At 59.5% G+C, this 15,605-nt stretch carries 14 protein-coding genes and 1 riboswitch; of the genes, 10 read left to right on the forward strand and 4 right to left on the reverse strand.

Annotation, left to right across the window (positions count from 1 at the left end; all coding sequences use genetic code 11):
* The first annotated feature begins 46 nt into the window (after positions 1-46).
* On the forward strand, positions 47-856 hold the full coding sequence (locus tag G5358_RS05040; RefSeq protein ID WP_421172031.1) for a class II glutamine amidotransferase: 810 nt from the start codon (positions 47-49) through the stop codon (positions 854-856).
* A gap of 291 nt (positions 857-1,147) precedes the next feature.
* Positions 1,148-1,483, forward strand: a complete 336-nt coding sequence (locus G5358_RS05045; protein WP_005353511.1) for an Hpt domain-containing protein — start codon at positions 1,148-1,150, stop codon at positions 1,481-1,483.
* Positions 1,484-1,522: 39 nt separating this feature from the next.
* On the opposite strand, the gene G5358_RS05050 is transcribed toward G5358_RS05045, so the two are convergent.
* Positions 1,523-2,437, reverse strand: a complete 915-nt coding sequence (locus G5358_RS05050; RefSeq protein WP_421323736.1) for a gluconeogenesis factor YvcK family protein — start codon at positions 2,435-2,437, stop codon at positions 1,523-1,525.
* A 113-nt stretch (positions 2,438-2,550) separates the two neighbouring features.
* Between G5358_RS05050 and G5358_RS05055 the strand changes: the two genes are divergently transcribed.
* Positions 2,551-3,735, forward strand: a complete 1,185-nt coding sequence (locus tag G5358_RS05055; protein ID WP_421323737.1) for an FIST signal transduction protein — start codon at positions 2,551-2,553, stop codon at positions 3,733-3,735.
* Between the two features lie 17 nt (positions 3,736-3,752).
* Positions 3,753-5,849: an ATP-binding protein gene (locus G5358_RS05060; RefSeq protein WP_421323738.1), complete on the forward strand. Its 2,097-nt coding sequence runs from the start codon at positions 3,753-3,755 to the stop codon at positions 5,847-5,849.
* 249 nt (positions 5,850-6,098) lie between these two features.
* Here G5358_RS05060 and G5358_RS05065 read toward each other — a convergent pair whose 3' ends face one another.
* The 3 genes from G5358_RS05065 to narQ form a co-directional block, all read right to left on the reverse strand.
* On the reverse strand, positions 6,099-6,674 hold the full coding sequence (locus G5358_RS05065) for an LON peptidase substrate-binding domain-containing protein (RefSeq protein WP_005334473.1): 576 nt from the start codon (positions 6,672-6,674) through the stop codon (positions 6,099-6,101).
* Between the two features lie 103 nt (positions 6,675-6,777).
* Positions 6,778-7,416, reverse strand: a complete 639-nt coding sequence (gene narL / locus G5358_RS05070) for a two-component system response regulator NarL (protein ID WP_005334471.1) — start codon at positions 7,414-7,416, stop codon at positions 6,778-6,780.
* Complete coding sequence (gene narQ, locus G5358_RS05075; protein ID WP_201937096.1) at positions 7,416-9,128, reverse strand: nitrate/nitrite two-component system sensor histidine kinase NarQ; 1,713 nt, start codon at positions 9,126-9,128, stop codon at positions 7,416-7,418. The genes narL and narQ overlap by 1 nt, the downstream gene beginning before the upstream one ends.
* Before the next feature lie 78 nt (positions 9,129-9,206).
* Positions 9,207-9,347: riboswitch (molybdenum cofactor riboswitch) on the forward strand.
* On the opposite strand from narQ, the gene moaA reads away from it, so the two are divergent.
* From moaA to napH, 6 genes are all read left to right on the forward strand, one after another.
* Positions 9,335-10,330, forward strand: a complete 996-nt coding sequence (gene moaA, locus G5358_RS05080; protein ID WP_041202199.1) for a GTP 3',8-cyclase MoaA — start codon at positions 9,335-9,337, stop codon at positions 10,328-10,330. (Overlaps the previous riboswitch by 13 nt.)
* A gap of 238 nt (positions 10,331-10,568) precedes the next feature.
* Positions 10,569-11,111, forward strand: a complete 543-nt coding sequence (gene napF, locus G5358_RS05085; protein ID WP_139410607.1) for a ferredoxin-type protein NapF — start codon at positions 10,569-10,571, stop codon at positions 11,109-11,111.
* A gap of 29 nt (positions 11,112-11,140) precedes the next feature.
* Positions 11,141-11,395, forward strand: a complete 255-nt coding sequence (locus tag G5358_RS05090) for a chaperone NapD (RefSeq protein WP_031227438.1) — start codon at positions 11,141-11,143, stop codon at positions 11,393-11,395.
* 101 nt (positions 11,396-11,496) lie between these two features.
* The gene (napA, locus tag G5358_RS05095; protein ID WP_267511572.1) at positions 11,497-13,986 is read left to right on the forward strand and encodes a nitrate reductase catalytic subunit NapA; all 2,490 of its coding nucleotides are present in this window, start codon (positions 11,497-11,499) and stop codon (positions 13,984-13,986) included.
* Positions 13,987-14,002: 16 nt separating this feature from the next.
* Positions 14,003-14,740: a ferredoxin-type protein NapG gene (napG, locus tag G5358_RS05100; RefSeq protein WP_005353463.1), complete on the forward strand. Its 738-nt coding sequence runs from the start codon at positions 14,003-14,005 to the stop codon at positions 14,738-14,740.
* Positions 14,737-15,605 (forward strand): quinol dehydrogenase ferredoxin subunit NapH (gene napH / locus G5358_RS05105; RefSeq protein WP_421323739.1); only part of this gene is annotated, 869 nt, incomplete at its 3' end. The genes napG and napH, both read left to right, overlap by 4 nt.

Consider the following 15,605-nt stretch of genomic DNA (forward strand, 5'->3'; position numbering starts at 1 on the left):
TGGTCGAACATGACACAAGCCAAATCATGAAAGGAGTCTGCCGGATATGTGCGAACTGCTCGGCATGAGTGCCAATGTGCCGACCGATATCTGCTTCAGCTTTACCGGGTTGATGCTGCGCGGCGGCAAGACCGGGCCCCACAAGGATGGCTGGGGGATCACCTTCTACGAGGGGAAGGGCTTTCGTACCTTCAAGGATCCCGAGCCCAGCGCCCAATCTCCCATCGCCAGACTGGTACAGGCGCTGCCCATCAAGAGCTGCGCCGTGGTCAGCCACATTCGGCAGGCCAACCGTGGCTGCGTGTCGCTGGAAAATACCCACCCCTTTACCCGTGAGCTGTGGGGCCGTTACTGGACCTTCGCTCACAACGGTCAGCTGACCGGTTACAAGAAGCTGCCAACCGGTCGCCACCGTCCGGTAGGGGATACCGACAGCGAACACGCCTTCTGCTGGCTGCTCGACCGGTTGGAGCAGAAGTACCCCAAGCGTCCTGCAAACTTTCCCGCCATGTTTCGCTATATGGCCACCTTGTGTGATGAGCTCAGAGCATTCGGGGTGTTCAACATGCTGCTCTCGGACGGGGAGTATGTGATGAGCTACTGCAGCAACAACCTGCACTGGCTGACTCGCTGCGCGCCTTTTGGCGAGGCGAGTTTGCTGGATGAAGAGGTGGTGATCGATTTCCAGAGCGAGACCACACCCAACGATGTGGTGACGCTGGTCACGACGCGGCCGCTGACCGGCAATGAGAACTGGATCAAGATGGCCCCCGGCGAATTCAATCTGTTCCGGCTTGGGGAGCGGGTGGCGACCAATCGGGTTGCGCTTGGGCAAGATAAAAAAATACCAGGGTAGATACCTACCCTGGTTCTTCGCAGCAGCCATAAAAGGCAAAAGGGATGAGAGGTGTTGCTGAGCATCATCACTCTGACGGCATTGAGTGTTGATCAATTGTTAATTTGTGGCAATCAAGTTGTTGTCTTGACGGGCGTTTGAGCATCGCTATTTCGATACTGATCACATTTTTTGCCACTTTATTCCCTGAGCCATCCAATCGGGTGCTTCATCACTGCCTGGTCGTGAGCCACGACATCGAAAACTATCTATAGTATGGTCTGTTTGAATACCGTTCTGGAGGAGCCTCGCATGGAGTGGGTGGATCGCAAGGTGTTGCAGCAGCTGGCAGAGGATATCGGTCCGGATATGCTGCCCGTGGTCATCGCAGTCTTTATTGAAGAGGTGGGCGAGCAGCTGAGTCAGCTCAGACCCCTCTATGAACAGGGAGAGTGGGAGGCGCTGGCTCGGGTGGCGCACAGCATGAAATCATCCTGTGGCAGCTATGGCGCCATGCCGAGTTATCAGCAGGTGATGGCACTTGAGATGGCCAGCAAGCAGGCCGATGTGGCAGAGGCAGAGCGCCAGTTGCAACTGCTGGAGGCCTCCTTGCCCCAGGTGCTCGCGTTTCTTGCCGATTATCAGTAACGGCGCCATGCAGGGGTGCCGGGGCGCAGTGACCGTTGCCTAACGCTGGTTGAGCAGTTGCTGGATGATCCGGTCCAGCGCCAGTTTAAGCTTCAATCGATCGTGCCGATGGGGCAGCTCAAGCTCGCCCAGCTCGGCTTCGATCACACGCCCTTGCCAGTCCCCCGCATCACTCGAGCCCTGTGGGGCCAGGATGGCATCCAGCCGACCCTGACCGACCCGGGATTCCAGCCAGCGACACTGACTCATCAGATCCAGCTGGCTGGCAGGGCCGTTTTCCGCCACCAGATTACAGACGAAAACCAGCATGGCGCTGCTCTCGTTGATGGCCTGGGCGATCTCGGCCAGCAGCAATGGCGGCATGATGGAGGTGAGGAAACTGCCCGGCCCCAGAATGATCATGTCCGCCTGCTGCAATGCCAGCACCGCTTCGCGGGTCGCTTGCACCTCCGGCATCAGGCCGAGGGAGAGGGGTGGTGTTGCCAGTTGATCGATGGATACCTCTCCCAGGATCTGGGTGCCACACTCCATATGGGCGCAGAGATCGGTGGGAAATTCAGACATGGGTAGCAATTGTGACTCTATTTTGAGCATGTCACTGATCAGCTTGATAGCATCAAGAGGACGGACACAGAGATTATCGAGCGCCAGCAGCATCAGGTTGCCAAGGTTGTGGCCCGCCAGCTCGCCTTTGCCGGCAAAGCGGTATTCGAACAACAGGCTGCCGATGCTGGGATCGGTGACCAGCTGGTTCAGGCAGTTGCGCAGATCGCCCCAGGCGATGCACTCCTGACTCTTGCGCAGGCGTCCGGTCGAGCCGCCATCATCTGTGGTGGTGACGATGCCGGTGAGCCGTTGACCGAGAAACGAGAGGGACGAAAGCACTCGTCCCATGCCATGGCCACCACCGATGGCAACGACCCGATCGAAGTCATTGATGTTTTTTTGCCACATATGGGCGTCCTGTCATTGGTCTCAGTTGACCGCTATGTTAGCAAGCGAAGCGAGATAATTGTTTGATAAAGGTATGATTTTTGCTTGAGGCTGCCATTCGATAAAACAAGGAGATGGTGTTGAAATTTCTGACCGTTCACTCCCTCGCCCAGAATTCATCGCTGGCGGCCCAAGATATCTGCGCGCAGCTGCGCCACCATGCCGATCAGGCCCCCTCCCTGCTGTTGCTCTATTTTACCCAAGCCCATGAGGGGGCGATACTGCGCGACGCGCTCAAATGCCAGTTCCCGACGACCCGCCTGCTTGGGTGCAGCTCTTGCGGTGGTGTCATGACCGAGATGGGACACCACGCCCGAGACGGATATGGGCTGGCGGTTGCTGCTCTGTACGATGAGAAAGGGGCATTCGGGGTAGCCGGTGCCAGCGGTGACGGGGTGGATGTGCGGCAGTTGCTGCGCCGAGCCATGAGCGACTGTGGTCGACCGGGCGAGCTGCCCCAGTTGATCCTGTTTCATGCCAGTCCCGGCAAGGAGGAGGGGCTGCTGGCCGGAATCGAGGCAGAACTCGGTGCCTCGGTGCCGGTGGTCGGTGGATCCGCGGCTGATAGCAGCGTCAGCGGTGACTGGCAGCTCTGCTGGGATGAGGCGGTGGCTCAGGATGGCATCGGTCTAGCGGTGCTCTATCCCGATTGCCAGCTGGCTTTTCAGTTTCACTCCGGTTATGTGCCTGCCGAATTCAGTGGTGAGATCACCAGCTGCAACGGGCGGGAGGTACTCACCATCGATCACCAGCCTGCTGCCGAGGTCTATGCCCGCTGGTGCGGTCGCGAGCAGCCCTGGCCGGTGGGGGCGATTTTGCGGGAGACCACGCTCACCCCGCTGGCCCGTCAGGTGGGAGCGCTGGATGGCATTCCTTACTACAAACTCTCCCACCCCGAGGCTGTGACCGAACAGGGCGGGCTGCGGCTCTTTACCGATGTGGTGCAAGGGGAGCGTCTGCTGTTGATGTACAGCAGTCAGGAAGGGTTGTTGCAGCGCAGCCTCAATGCCATGCGTATCGAGCCAGGGTATGGGGTCGACGTGGAATTGCAGCCTATCGGCGCGCTCATCATCTTTTGTGCTGGTTGTCGTTTGGCGCTAGGTGATATGTTGTGCCAATTTGTCGAGCAGAGCCAGGCTCGCCTCGGCAAGATCCCTTTTATCACCCCCTTTACCTTCGGCGAGCAGGGGCGGCTGCCCAATGGCGAGCTGGCCCACGGCAACCTGATGGTATCGAGTGTGATCTTTCTGACCGCTTGAGCAGAGCAGGATACAAGATGATTGGCAACAGTGAATTGGAAGCCCTTGGCGACAAACTGCAGGCGACCCTGGTCGATCTTATGCGCTGTCGTGAGCGCGAGGCCAAGTATCGTCATGAATCCCATACCCTGCTGAAAGGGGTGGCTACACTGGCTGATGCCAAAACGCTGGAGCAGGTGCTGGAGAGCCTCATTCAAGTGCTCAAGCCCTTTATTGGATTTGAACATGCGGATGTGGTGGCCTGGAGTGGGGAACAGGGCATCACCCACCTCAGTACCGAGCCGGAACAGTGCGGTCGCAGCTGGTTGATGACCCCGGCCTTTGCTCGTGCCATTGCCGGAGAGACGTTGGTGATCTATGACCCGTTCCAGTTGCCTGAGCTGGCACCGCTGGCGAGCGAGCCGGGCTGGGCCAGCCTGATGCTGACCGGGCTGCAGGCCCCCGGCTTTACCGCCGTTATCCTCTGTCGGCACTCGCTGGCCGGCTCCTTCGATCTGACCAGCAAGGCGGCCATGCAGCGCTGCCGTCCGTTGATTTCACAAGCGCTGGTCAACATTGCCTATCGGGCCCGCTTGCAGGAGCAGGTCGATTTAAAAACTCAGGCCCTGCAGGCCAGTGAACGCCGTTTTCGCAGCTTCGCCGCCATGGCTTCAGACTGGTTCTGGGAGACAGATGCCGAGCATCGCCTTAGTTACGCCTCAGAGCCGGGTTATCTGGATGAGATGACCCCGCAGGCGACCCGGCCGACCCTCTATGACTACGTCTGCAACAAGCAGAGCTGCGATGCCCAGAAATACCTGCAGCTTTTGGCGCTGCGCCAGCCGGTGCGAGGGGTGCGGATGCAGGTTGCGCTGCAACACGGCCCCTGCTGGATGGAGGTGAGCGCTGAGCCCTGCTTTGACCATGATGGCCTGTTTATCGGTTATCGCGGCACTGCCCGGGATATCAGCAACCAGATCCGCCGGGAAGAGGAGCTGGCGAGGGCACGGGATGAGGCCGAAGCGGCCAACCGTGCCAAGTCCCAGTTTCTCGCCATGATGACCCACGAGATCCGCTCGCCCATGAATGCGGTGTTGGGGATGCTCGATCTGGTGCAGCATGCCGAGCTGGCGCCGGAGCAACAGAGCCTGCTGCACCATGCCACCCATTCGGCCAGGTTGCTGCAAACCATCATCGACGACGTGCTCGATTTTTCGAAAATCGAGTCGCAAACCCTGGTGTTTCACTGCGAGACCCTGCAACCCGTCCAGCTTTGCCAATCCCTGGTCGAGCCGCTGCAAACCCGTGCCACCGCCAAGGGGATCGCGCTGGTTTATCGGGTCGATGAGTCTGTGCCCCGGGAGTTGCAGGGGGATCCGATGCGTTTGTCACAGGTGATGGGCAATTTGCTGGACAACGCCCTCAAATTTACCGAGCAGGGGCAGGTGACACTGCACCTGGGTTGGCAGGATGAGAAGCTGCTGATCTCGGTCTCCGACACCGGGATCGGGATCGCCGATGCTGATCAGGCGCTGCTGTTTGAACCCTTCTCCCAGGTCGACAACTCGGCCACCCGGCGTTTTTCCGGTACCGGCCTCGGTCTTGCCATCAGCAAGCGTCTGGTGACGCTTATGGGGGGAGAGATCCACCTGAAGAGCGAGCCGGGCAAGGGAAGCTGTTTCTGGTTCGAACTGCCCGGCATGGCGCTACCCTGCCATAGCCAGCCGCAGCGGGAGGAGGGGGCTTCGGCACTGCTGCCACTGGATGTGCTGGTGGTGGAGGACAGCCCGGTGAACCAGTTGGTGGTGTCGCTGATGCTGCAAAAACTGGTGGGCAAGGTACGGCTGGCAGCCAATGGTCTGGAGGCTCTGGCGCAGGTGGATGAGCAGCTCCCGGATCTGATCCTGATGGATATGCGGATGCCCCTGATGGACGGACTGGAAGCCACCCGGCGCTTGCGTGAGTTGGGATGCACTATGCCAATCGTTGCCCTGACGGCCAATGCGATGGCGGAGGACAAGGCCTGCTGTCTGGCGCAGGGGATGGATGACTTTCTCGCCAAGCCCATCACCTTGTCACGGTTGAGAGAGTGTTTGCAGCGTCACTTTGGTCAGCGGTTGCCGACGCGCGGATAAAAAAAATGGTCAACTTTGTGGGTTGACCAGTTCTTCAGCAAATACTGAAGAGAGCACGGGATAAATCGGGTTGTATCAATCTATATGAAAAATCTGTGCCAACTTTTTTGGGACTCTTTTGTGTTCAATCTTGGCCGTTTAGCGCAGCGGCTCTCTCTTGTTATGGCGTTTTGCGTTCCTACTCACTCGCAAAATGCGAATTTCACATTTTCATTGTTGGAATAATTGCATTTTGCAATGCTGTTTTTGTCATTGTGAAATCAGGCGATGCAGAAATTTACGGGCCGCTTCGCTGTTTTGTTTGGCAATCAGCATCTGCTTTTCATAAATCGGCATCGGCAATATCTCGAGCCAGCGTTGGCAGAGCCAGGCGGCATCTTCAAAGCGCTTGTCCGGATAGAGCTCATCAAGCTCCGGATACTGCTCGAATACTTCCCGCAGGCGATTGACCAGCAGCTTGTCGTTGAAATCGGAGTGGGTGCTCGGCCAGTTGGGCAGCATCTCCACCTTGGCCCGGCGCAGGCCCATCTCGTCTGTTTCCATCTCGTGGATACAGAAGCGCTCCAGTCCCAACACCGTCACACCCAGCAGGCCATCATTGAGGGTATAGAAGTCGGTCACCTTGACCCGGGTGCCCACCGGCAGAATGCGGCCGGATTGTCCCGAGGTGGTCGACTCTTCCATCACGATGCCAAAGCCCTGATCGTTGATGAATGACTCCTTGAGCATCTGCAGGTGGCGTGGCTCGAACAGACGCAGAGGAAGCTTGCCGCCCGGCAGTATGTGGGAAGGCAAGGGGAACAGTGCCAAAGGTTGTAGTTTCATGTTCCATCCTCCATTGAGTAGTTGCTGAATATGACAATGCAGCGACTGTGCCAGAGAATGAAAAAAGCCACCGGAGGGTGGCTTTTCGGGCGGTTGAGAGCGCTTAGTTGCGCTGCTCCAGATACATGACAGCCGCTTCCACGCGGCTTTGCGCCTCGAGTTTCTTCAGCAGGCTCTTCACGTGAACCTTGACCGTTCCCTCGGAGATATGGAGTACCGAGGCGACCTGTTTGTTGGAGAGGCCTTTTGCAATTTCGCGCAGGATTTGCATTTCGCGACGCGTTAAGCTTTCCAGCTTCTGCTGCAGGTGATCCAGCTCGTAGATGTTTTCGAGATAGGGGCGCAGCGGTTCGCTCAGGATCTGCTTGCCGGTCATCACGTCGGCCAGCTGGGCCAGCAGCAGATCAGGCTCGGTATCCTTGAGCAGGTAGCCGTCGGCACCGGCCTTGAGCAAAGCCACCACATCCTGACGGGCATCGGAGACGGTGAGGATCACTACCCGGGAGGTGATCTCCTCGGCGCGCAGCGCCTTGAGGGTATCGAGGCCGGAGAGCCCCTTCATGTTGAGATCGAGCAGGATCAGATCCGGCTCGGACTCTTTGGCCAGCGCCACGGCATCTGTGCCGTTGGAGGCTTCACCGGTCACCTCCATGTTCTCTTCCAGAGCCAGCAGCTGCACAATCCCTTTGCGCATGAGGGGATGGTCATCTACGACCAGAACTGTGTATTTCATCTCGTCCATCAGGCGTCTCTCGTTAGACTGGTGGGAAAGGTCAGATGCACGCAGGTGCCTTGTGGTTGCTGCTCGTTGATGGTCAGCAGACCGTGCAGTTTGCTGGCGCGCTCGTTCATGATGCTCAACCCGTAATGGTTGATCGCCGAGCTGGCGAGTCCGATCCCGACACCGTCATCTGAAATCTGAACCTCAATGTTACCACTGGCGAGGGTCTCACAGCTAACATCAATCACTTGCGCGTTGGCATGTTTGATGGCATTGAGCACTGCCTCACGGATCAACTGCAAAATGTGGATATGCTGGCCCGCCTCCAAGTCGTTGTCGGCCAGTCCGTAATGGAACCGGATTTCGGCCTGGGTCTGAGGCTGCAGTTGATCAAGCATGACGCGGATCGCTTCCCCCAGATTGGCATCGCCAATGGTGAGACGGAAGGTACCGAGCAGTTCGCGCAACTGGGTATAGGCATTGCTAAGCCCCTCGTCGATCTGCTGCATCGCCTCCTGCGCCTTGTCATGCTGCCCCTTGGCGTAAGAGCGCTTGAGCAGGGTGGACTGGATCTTGAGATAGGAGAGGGCTTGCGCCAGCGAGTCGTGCAGCTCGCGGGCGATCACCGCCCGCTCCTCCATCAGCAGCAGTCGCTGCTGTTGCAGCAGGGTCTGGTCTTTGTGCAGCACCTGAGCCAGCAGCATGGTGAAGTTTTTAATCAACCGCTCATCGATGGGGTGCTGGCTGATGATGTCGAGGCGGCCGAACTCCTGCTCATCCATCTGCAGATAAAAGCTGGCGACCGCATCGAGATCGCCGGGCCAGCCGGTGCGTCCCGAGATGTAGACCGGCATGGCGTTGTGTTCGAAGCGGGTCAGCCGGATATGGTCGATATGCTGGTGGGCGGCGGCGCGGTCCAGCAGTTTGATGAGGGTACGGGTACTGAGCGGGGCGGCGTGCAGCTTCTGGGCGGTCGAGTAGAGAAACGAGAGGGTGTCGTTGGCCTGTTGCAGCTTGGCGGTTTTCTCTTCCACCTTGTTTTCCAGCTCCCGATAGAGTTTGCCCAGCTCATCGGCCATGGTGACGAAGGCGCGCGATAGCTCCCCCAGTTCGTTTTCGCCGTGGGCGGGCAGCTTAAGATCGAAATCCTGCCGCTGGATCTGGCGGGCACAGTAGACCAGCTGGTTGAGGGGGGCGACCACCTGCTGACGGGTGAAGCGCACCGTGAACCAGGCGATGGTGATGATGGCCAGCAGGCCGAGCCCCTCCGCAAGCGCCAGCATCCGCACCTTGAATTCCACGTGGTACTGCATCTGATTGACGAAATTGTCGATGGCCGCCACAAACTGCTCGGTGTTATCGGTGTACCGTCTGGGGGTACGATCCTCGATGTGCTGGCGCATCACCTGCCACTGGCCGAGCACCTCGCCATAGGTGCGACGCAGGGAGGCAGGAGTGATCCAGCGCTGGGTCTCCTGCAGCTCTTCGGCGTGCAGGGTCTCTTCAAACTGGGAGAGGCGCCCCAGCACGCTGTCGCCCCGCTCGATTTCGTAGGCCATCCGGTAGGCCTGCATCCGCAGCGAACCGGAGAGGTTGATCGCCTTGGCATCGGGTACCGAGTAGAAGAGGGTGACCATGGCGACCAGCGCGATCAGGCTGGCCATGAAGAGGATCAACACCATGGCGCGGCCAATGGCACTGCTGACCGAATGGACCCTGAACCGTTTTCCCATACTGATGCGCACCTCTGAATAGTGATAAGGACCCCGCAAGATGCGTGGGAGTGTACTCCAACTTGTGTTAGCATCGAAAAACTAGATGAACTCCGAGCGGTTTTGCCTAAGTCCTAGCGATAGGGGAAAACCAGCCGTCAGCCGACGTTCGAGCTGTAAGGGTCAGGAAAGAAATGCCCTGGCCTCCCGTATTTGGAAAGGTGTTTATGTTGCCACTTGAAGATGGTTTTTCCCGTCGTTTTTACTATTTGCGTCTGTCAGTGACCGATGTGTGCAATTTCCGTTGCACCTATTGCCTGCCTGACGGTTATCGTCCCCCGGAAGGTCACAAAGCGGGGCGTCAACCCTTTCTCTCGATTGACGAGATCCGCCGCGTGGTCAGCGGTTTTGCCGCCATGGGTACTCGCAAGGTGCGCATCACGGGGGGCGAGCCCTCCCTGCGCCGCGATTTCACCGAGATCGTCAAGGTGATTGCCACCACCCCGGGTATCGAGAAGGTCGCCATGACTACCAACGGCTATCGCCTCAAGGAGCGGGCTCAGGAGTGGTTTGATGCCGGACTCAACGCGCTGAATGTCAGTGTCGACAGTCTCGACCCGCGCCAGTTTCACCAGATCACCGGTGAGAACAAGCTGGCCGAGGTGATGGAGGGGATCGAAGCAGCACTGGCCGCCGGTTTCAAATCGGTGAAGATCAATGCTGTGCTGCTCAAGGGGCTCAACGACTACCAGCTCGATGCCTTTCTGGGCTGGATCAGGCACAAGCCCATCGAGCTGCGCTTTATCGAGCTGATGCAGACCGGCGAGATGGATACCCTGTTTCGTGACCACCATGTCAGCGGGGAGCAGATCAAACAGCGCTTGCTGGAGAGTGGCTGGGTGCAGCAGTTGCGGGGCACGGATGACGGTCCGGCGCAGGTCTTTATGCACCCCGATTCGCAGGGCGGGGTGGGGCTTATCATGCCCTACAGCAAGGATTTCTGTGCCGGTTGCAACCGGCTGCGGGTCTCCTCGCTGGGTAAGCTGCATCTGTGCCTGTTTGGCGACAACGGCATCGACTTGCGGGATCTGCTCGGCGCAGATGGGCAATCTGATGAGCTGCAACAGCGTATTCGCGCGGCACTGGCGGGCAAGAGTGCCACCCATCGTCTCCATGAGGGCAATGCTGGTATCACCCCTCATCTCGCCTCGATCGGCGGATAACCGCAAAAATCGCCAACGATTAAATAGCAATCCTCACATGGAGGTATTTTAACCGACACCTCCTTTTTTATTGCGCTGCAAGGCTTTGATCTGGCGCAAGAATCCCCCCTGTTTATCTCCCTGGTGGTATATCCCTTACCTTGTCAGGGCCGCAATATACACCCACTCTTATAATTGGTATCAAGAATGCCAATCATGGACTCGCACTGTCCCCTTTTTCACCAGAACAGGAGTCAACATGCCGGATGAGATCGATCTTGCCCGCCGCGGCCTGTTCCGGGGGCGGCTGAGAACCGCCGAACCGCCGGTGCAGTTGCCCTGGTCAGTCAACTGGTCGGCATTTGTCGCCGACTGTACCCGCTGCGGGGACTGTCTGGCCGCCTGTCCGGAGCAGATCCTGGTGAATGGCGAGGGCGGTTTTCCGGTGGTCGATTTCCAGCGTGGCGAATGCACCTTCTGCACCGAGTGCGTCACGGTCTGCAAGGTGCCGCTGTTTCGCCCGACCAGCGAGTCCCCCTGGCACTACAAGGCCCATATCGAGGCCAACTGTCTGGCCAATGGTCAGGTGTTTTGCCAGCGCTGTCAGGACAGCTGCGAGCCCAATGCCATTCGCTTTATTCCGGTGCTGGGGCGTGTGCCCACCCCGACGGTCGAGCCGGATCGCTGTAATGGCTGCGGCGCCTGCGTGCAGGATTGTCCGGTTGGCAGCATCAAGGTCGATGGGCGAGCCGCCCCATCCGGTGTTACGAGCCAGTCCACCCTCAAGCAGGAGTCAGAATGAGTCAGAAGCCGTGTGACACAGAAGCCACAATGGATCAGGAGTTCCATGTATCGAGTCTGGTGGTGCTGACCCAGCCCCCCTTGCGCCATCAGCTCGCCGAGCAGATTGGCGCCCTTGAAGGGGCCGAGATCCACGCCGTCAGTGACGAGGGCAAGCTGGTCGTGACCCTGGAAGGTCCGAGCCAGCGGCCGATCATGGCGGCCATTGATGCGATACAGGCGATGCCGGGTGTGCTATCTGCCGCCCTGATTTACCACCAGTTCGATGAACTGGGCGGTCACTGAAAAGAGTGATGGGATGCCGGGCGTGCCCTCTGCCGCTGATGGCTGGCTCCCGTTCGACAGATTCGACAACTATTACGCGATAAGCAATGTGAGGATATGCCATGAAGCTGAGTCGACGCGACTTTATGAAGGCCAACGCGGTGGCAGCTGCCGCTGCCGTGGCCGGTGTCAGTGCCCCCACGCTGGCAGCCAATCTCATCACCAGTACCGACAAGACGGCCATCCATTGGGATAAGGCTCCCTGCCGCTTCTGCGGTACCGGCTGCTCCGTGCTGGTGGGCTCTCAGGATGGTCGGGTCGTGGCGACTCAGGGCGACCCCGATGCGCCGGTCAACCGTGGCCTCAACTGCATCAAGGGCTACTTCCTCTCCAAGATCATGTACGGCCAGGATCGCCTCACCCAGCCGATGCTGCGGATGAAGAACGGCCAGTTCGACAAGGATGGCGACTTCGCCCCCATCAGCTGGGATCAGGCGTTCGACATCATGGCCGAGAAGTTCAAGGCGACCCTGAAAGAGAAGGGGCCGACCGCCGTCGGCATGTTCGGCTCCGGCCAGTGGACCGTCTGGGAAGGCTACGCTGCCGCCAAGCTGATGAAGGCCGGTTTCCGCTCCAACAACATTGACCCCAATGCTCGTCACTGCATGGCCTCTGCGGTCGTCGGCTTCATGCGTACCTTCGGCATGGACGAACCGATGGGCTGCTACGACGATATCGAGCAGGCCGATGCGTTCGTGCTGTGGGGCTCCAACATGGCCGAGATGCACCCCATCCTCTGGTCGCGGATGTCCGATCGCCGTCTCTCCAACCCGGATGTGCAGGTGCACGTGCTCTCGACCTTCGAGCACCGCAGCTTCGAGCTGGCGGACAACGGCATGGTGTTTACCCCGCAGACCGACCTGGCGATCCTCAACTATGTCGCCAACTACATCATCCAGAACGACAAGGTGAACTGGGACTTCGTCAACAAGCACACCGTGTTCAAGAAGGGGGCCACCGACATCGGTTACGGCCTGCGCCCGACCGATCCGCTGCAGCAGAAAGCGAAGAACCCGGACAGCGGCGATGCCACTCCGATGACCTTCGAGGAGTTTGCCAAGTTCGTGGCGGATTACGATGTGGAGTCGGTCTCCAAGCTCTCCGGCGTCTCCAAAGAGAAGCTGGAAAAGCTGGCCAAGCTCTATGCCGATCCGGGCAAGAAGGTGGTCTCTTACTGGACCATGGGCTTCAACCAACATACCCGTGGCGTCTGGGCCAACAACCTCTGCTACAACATCCACCTGCTGACCGGCAAGATCTCCGAGCCGGGTAATGGTCCTTTCTCACTGACCGGCCAGCCCTCTGCCTGTGGCACCGCGCGTGAAGTGGGTACCTTTGCCCACCGTCTGCCCGCCGACATGGTGGTGACCGAGCCCAAACACCGTGCCATTGCCGAGAAGATCTGGAAACTGCCAGAAGGGACCATTCCCGACAAGGTGGGTTTCCACGCCGTGCTGCAGGATCGCATGCTCAAAGATGGCAAGCTCAACGCCTACTGGGTGATGTGTAACAACAACATGCAGGCCGGCCCCAACATGAATACCGATCGCCTGCCTGGCTATCGCGATCCGCGCAACTTCATCGTGGTCTCCGACCCGTACCCGACCGTCACTGCCCAGGCCGCTGATCTCATCCTCCCCACCGCCATGTGGGTGGAGAAAGAGGGGGCCTACGGCAACGCCGAGCGCCGCACCCAGTTCTGGCACCAGCAGGTGAAAGCGCCGGAAGGGGCCAAGTCCGACTTGTGGCAGCTGATGGAGTTCTCCAAGCGCTTCAAAGTCGAGGAAGTGTGGCCGGCTGAGCTGATTGCCAAGATGCCGGAAGTGAAGGGCAAAACCCTGTTCGACGTGCTCTATGCCAACGGTCAGGTCAACCAGTTCCCGAAAGAGCAGAGCAAGGGGCTGCTGAACGACGAAGCCGAGCACTTCGGTTTCTACGTCCAGAAGGGCTTGTTCGAGGAGTATGCCACCTTCGGTCGTGGCCACGGTCACGATCTGGCACCGTTCGATCAGTACCACGAAGCGCGCGGTCTGCGCTGGCCGGTAGTGGATGGCAAAGAGACTCTGTGGCGCTATCGCGAAGGGTTTGACCCGTACGTGAAAACGGGCGAGGGGGTGCGCTTCTATGGCAAACCCGATGGCAAGGCGGTCATCTTCGCCCTGCCGTTCGAGCCCGCCGCCGAGTCGCCGGATAAAGAGTACGACCTGTGGCTCTCCACCGGCCGCGTGCTGGAACACTGGCACACCGGCACCATGACCCGTCGGGTGCCCGAGCTTTATCGCGCCTTCCCGGATGCTGTGCTCTTCATGCACCCGGACGATGCCAAAGCCCGTGGCGTGCGTCGTGGTGAAGAGGTGATCGTCTCTTCCCGCCGTGGCGAGGTGAAGACCCGTGTCGAGACCCGTGGTCGCAACCGTCCGCCGAAAGGACTGGTCTTCATGCCCTTCTTTGATGCGAGCCAGCTGGTCAACAAGCTGACCCTGGATGCCACCGATCCGCTCTCGAAAGAGACCGATTACAAGAAGTGCGCCGTCAAGGTGATGAAGGCTTAAGGCGGGGGAGTGCGAGATGAGTCGTAGTCGTCGCCAGTTTCTGGCCGACATGGCCAAGGGGGCCTGCGGTGTGGGCCTGCTTGGCGTGGGGCTCGGTGGCGTGGCCCGCCAGCAGGCGCAAGCTGTGCCTGCCCAGGCGCTGCGCCCGCCCGCCGCCCTCGATGAAACAGAGTTTCTCGGCGCCTGCGTGCGTTGCGGGCTCTGCGTCGAGGCCTGCCCCTACGACACCCTCAAGCTCGCCCGGCTGTTTGACCCTGTGACCACCGGCACCCCCTATTTCAAGGCGCGTGCCGTGCCCTGCGAGATGTGTGATGACATCCCTTGTGTGGTGGCCTGTCCGAGCGGGGCGCTGGATCAGCAGATGACCGACATCGATCAGGCCCGGATGGGGGTGGCAGTGCTCATCGATCACGAGACCTGCCTCAACTATCTGGGGCTGCGCTGCGATGTCTGTTATCGGGTCTGCCCGCTGATTGACAAGGCGATCACTCTTGAGCTGCAGCATAACCAGCGTACCGGCAAACACGCCATGTTCCTGCCCACGGTACACAGCGATGTCTGTACCGGCTGTGGCAAGTGCGAGCATGCCTGCGTGCTGGAGGAAGCGGCCATCAAGGTGGTGCCACGCCAGCTCGCCAAAGGTGAGCTGGGTCATCACTACCGGCTCGGCTGGGAAGAGAAGGCCAAGGCGGGGAACAAGTCGCTCATCGGCGACAGACTCACCCTGCCCACCCGCAAACCGGAGGGGTTATGAGTCGTTATCCGGGGGAAGAGGCTAGCATCAAGCTGGGGTGGTGGCGTTCCCACCGCTTCCTGCTGCTGCGTCGGCTGAGTCAGTTCAGCGTGCTCGGGCTGTTTTTGCTGGGGCCGCTGGCGGGCATCTGGATCCTCAAGGGCAACCTCTCCAGCTCGCTGTTGCTGGAGACGGTGCCGCTGACCGATCCCCTCACGCTGTTGCAGTCGCTGGCGGCGGGTCACTGGCCCATCACCACTCTCTGGCTGGGGGCTGCCATTGTGCTGGCCGGTTACTGGCTGGTCGGGGGGAGGGTGTTCTGCTCCTGGGTCTGTCCGGTCAACCTCATCACGGATGCTGCAGCCTGGCTCAGGGTGCGCCTTGGCCTCAAGGGCAATGGCCAGTTCAGCCGTGCGACCCGCTACTGGCTGTTGGCCATGGTGCTGGTGGTGCCTGCTGTGGTCGGCGTGATGGTGTGGGAGCTGGTCAATCCGGTGTCACTCGCCATGCGCGGCCTGCTGTTTGGCATGGGGGCTGGCTGGGCCCTGCTTGCAGCGCTATTCCTGTTCGATCTCTTCGTGGTTGAGCGGGGTTGGTGCGGTCATCTCTGTCCGGTGGGGGCCTTCTATGCCCTGGTCAACCGGGTCGGATTTATCAAGATTTCTGCCAAGGGGCGCGAGCGGTGCAACAACTGCATGGATTGTTATGCGGTTTGCCCGGAGCGTCCCATCCTGCGCGGGCCTGTTCACGGTGCCAAGCGCGGTCACGGGCCCTTAATTGCGGCTCAGGAGTGTACCAACTGTGGCCGCTGCATCGATGTCTGCGCGGAACAAGTTTTTGAAATCACTGTAGGTTTTGCCGTCAAGGCAGAAAAAACGTCGGAGAA

Source organism: Aeromonas sp. 604176 (assembly GCF_049170755.1).
Taxonomy (GTDB): domain Bacteria; phylum Pseudomonadota; class Gammaproteobacteria; order Enterobacterales; family Aeromonadaceae; genus Aeromonas; species Aeromonas veronii_A.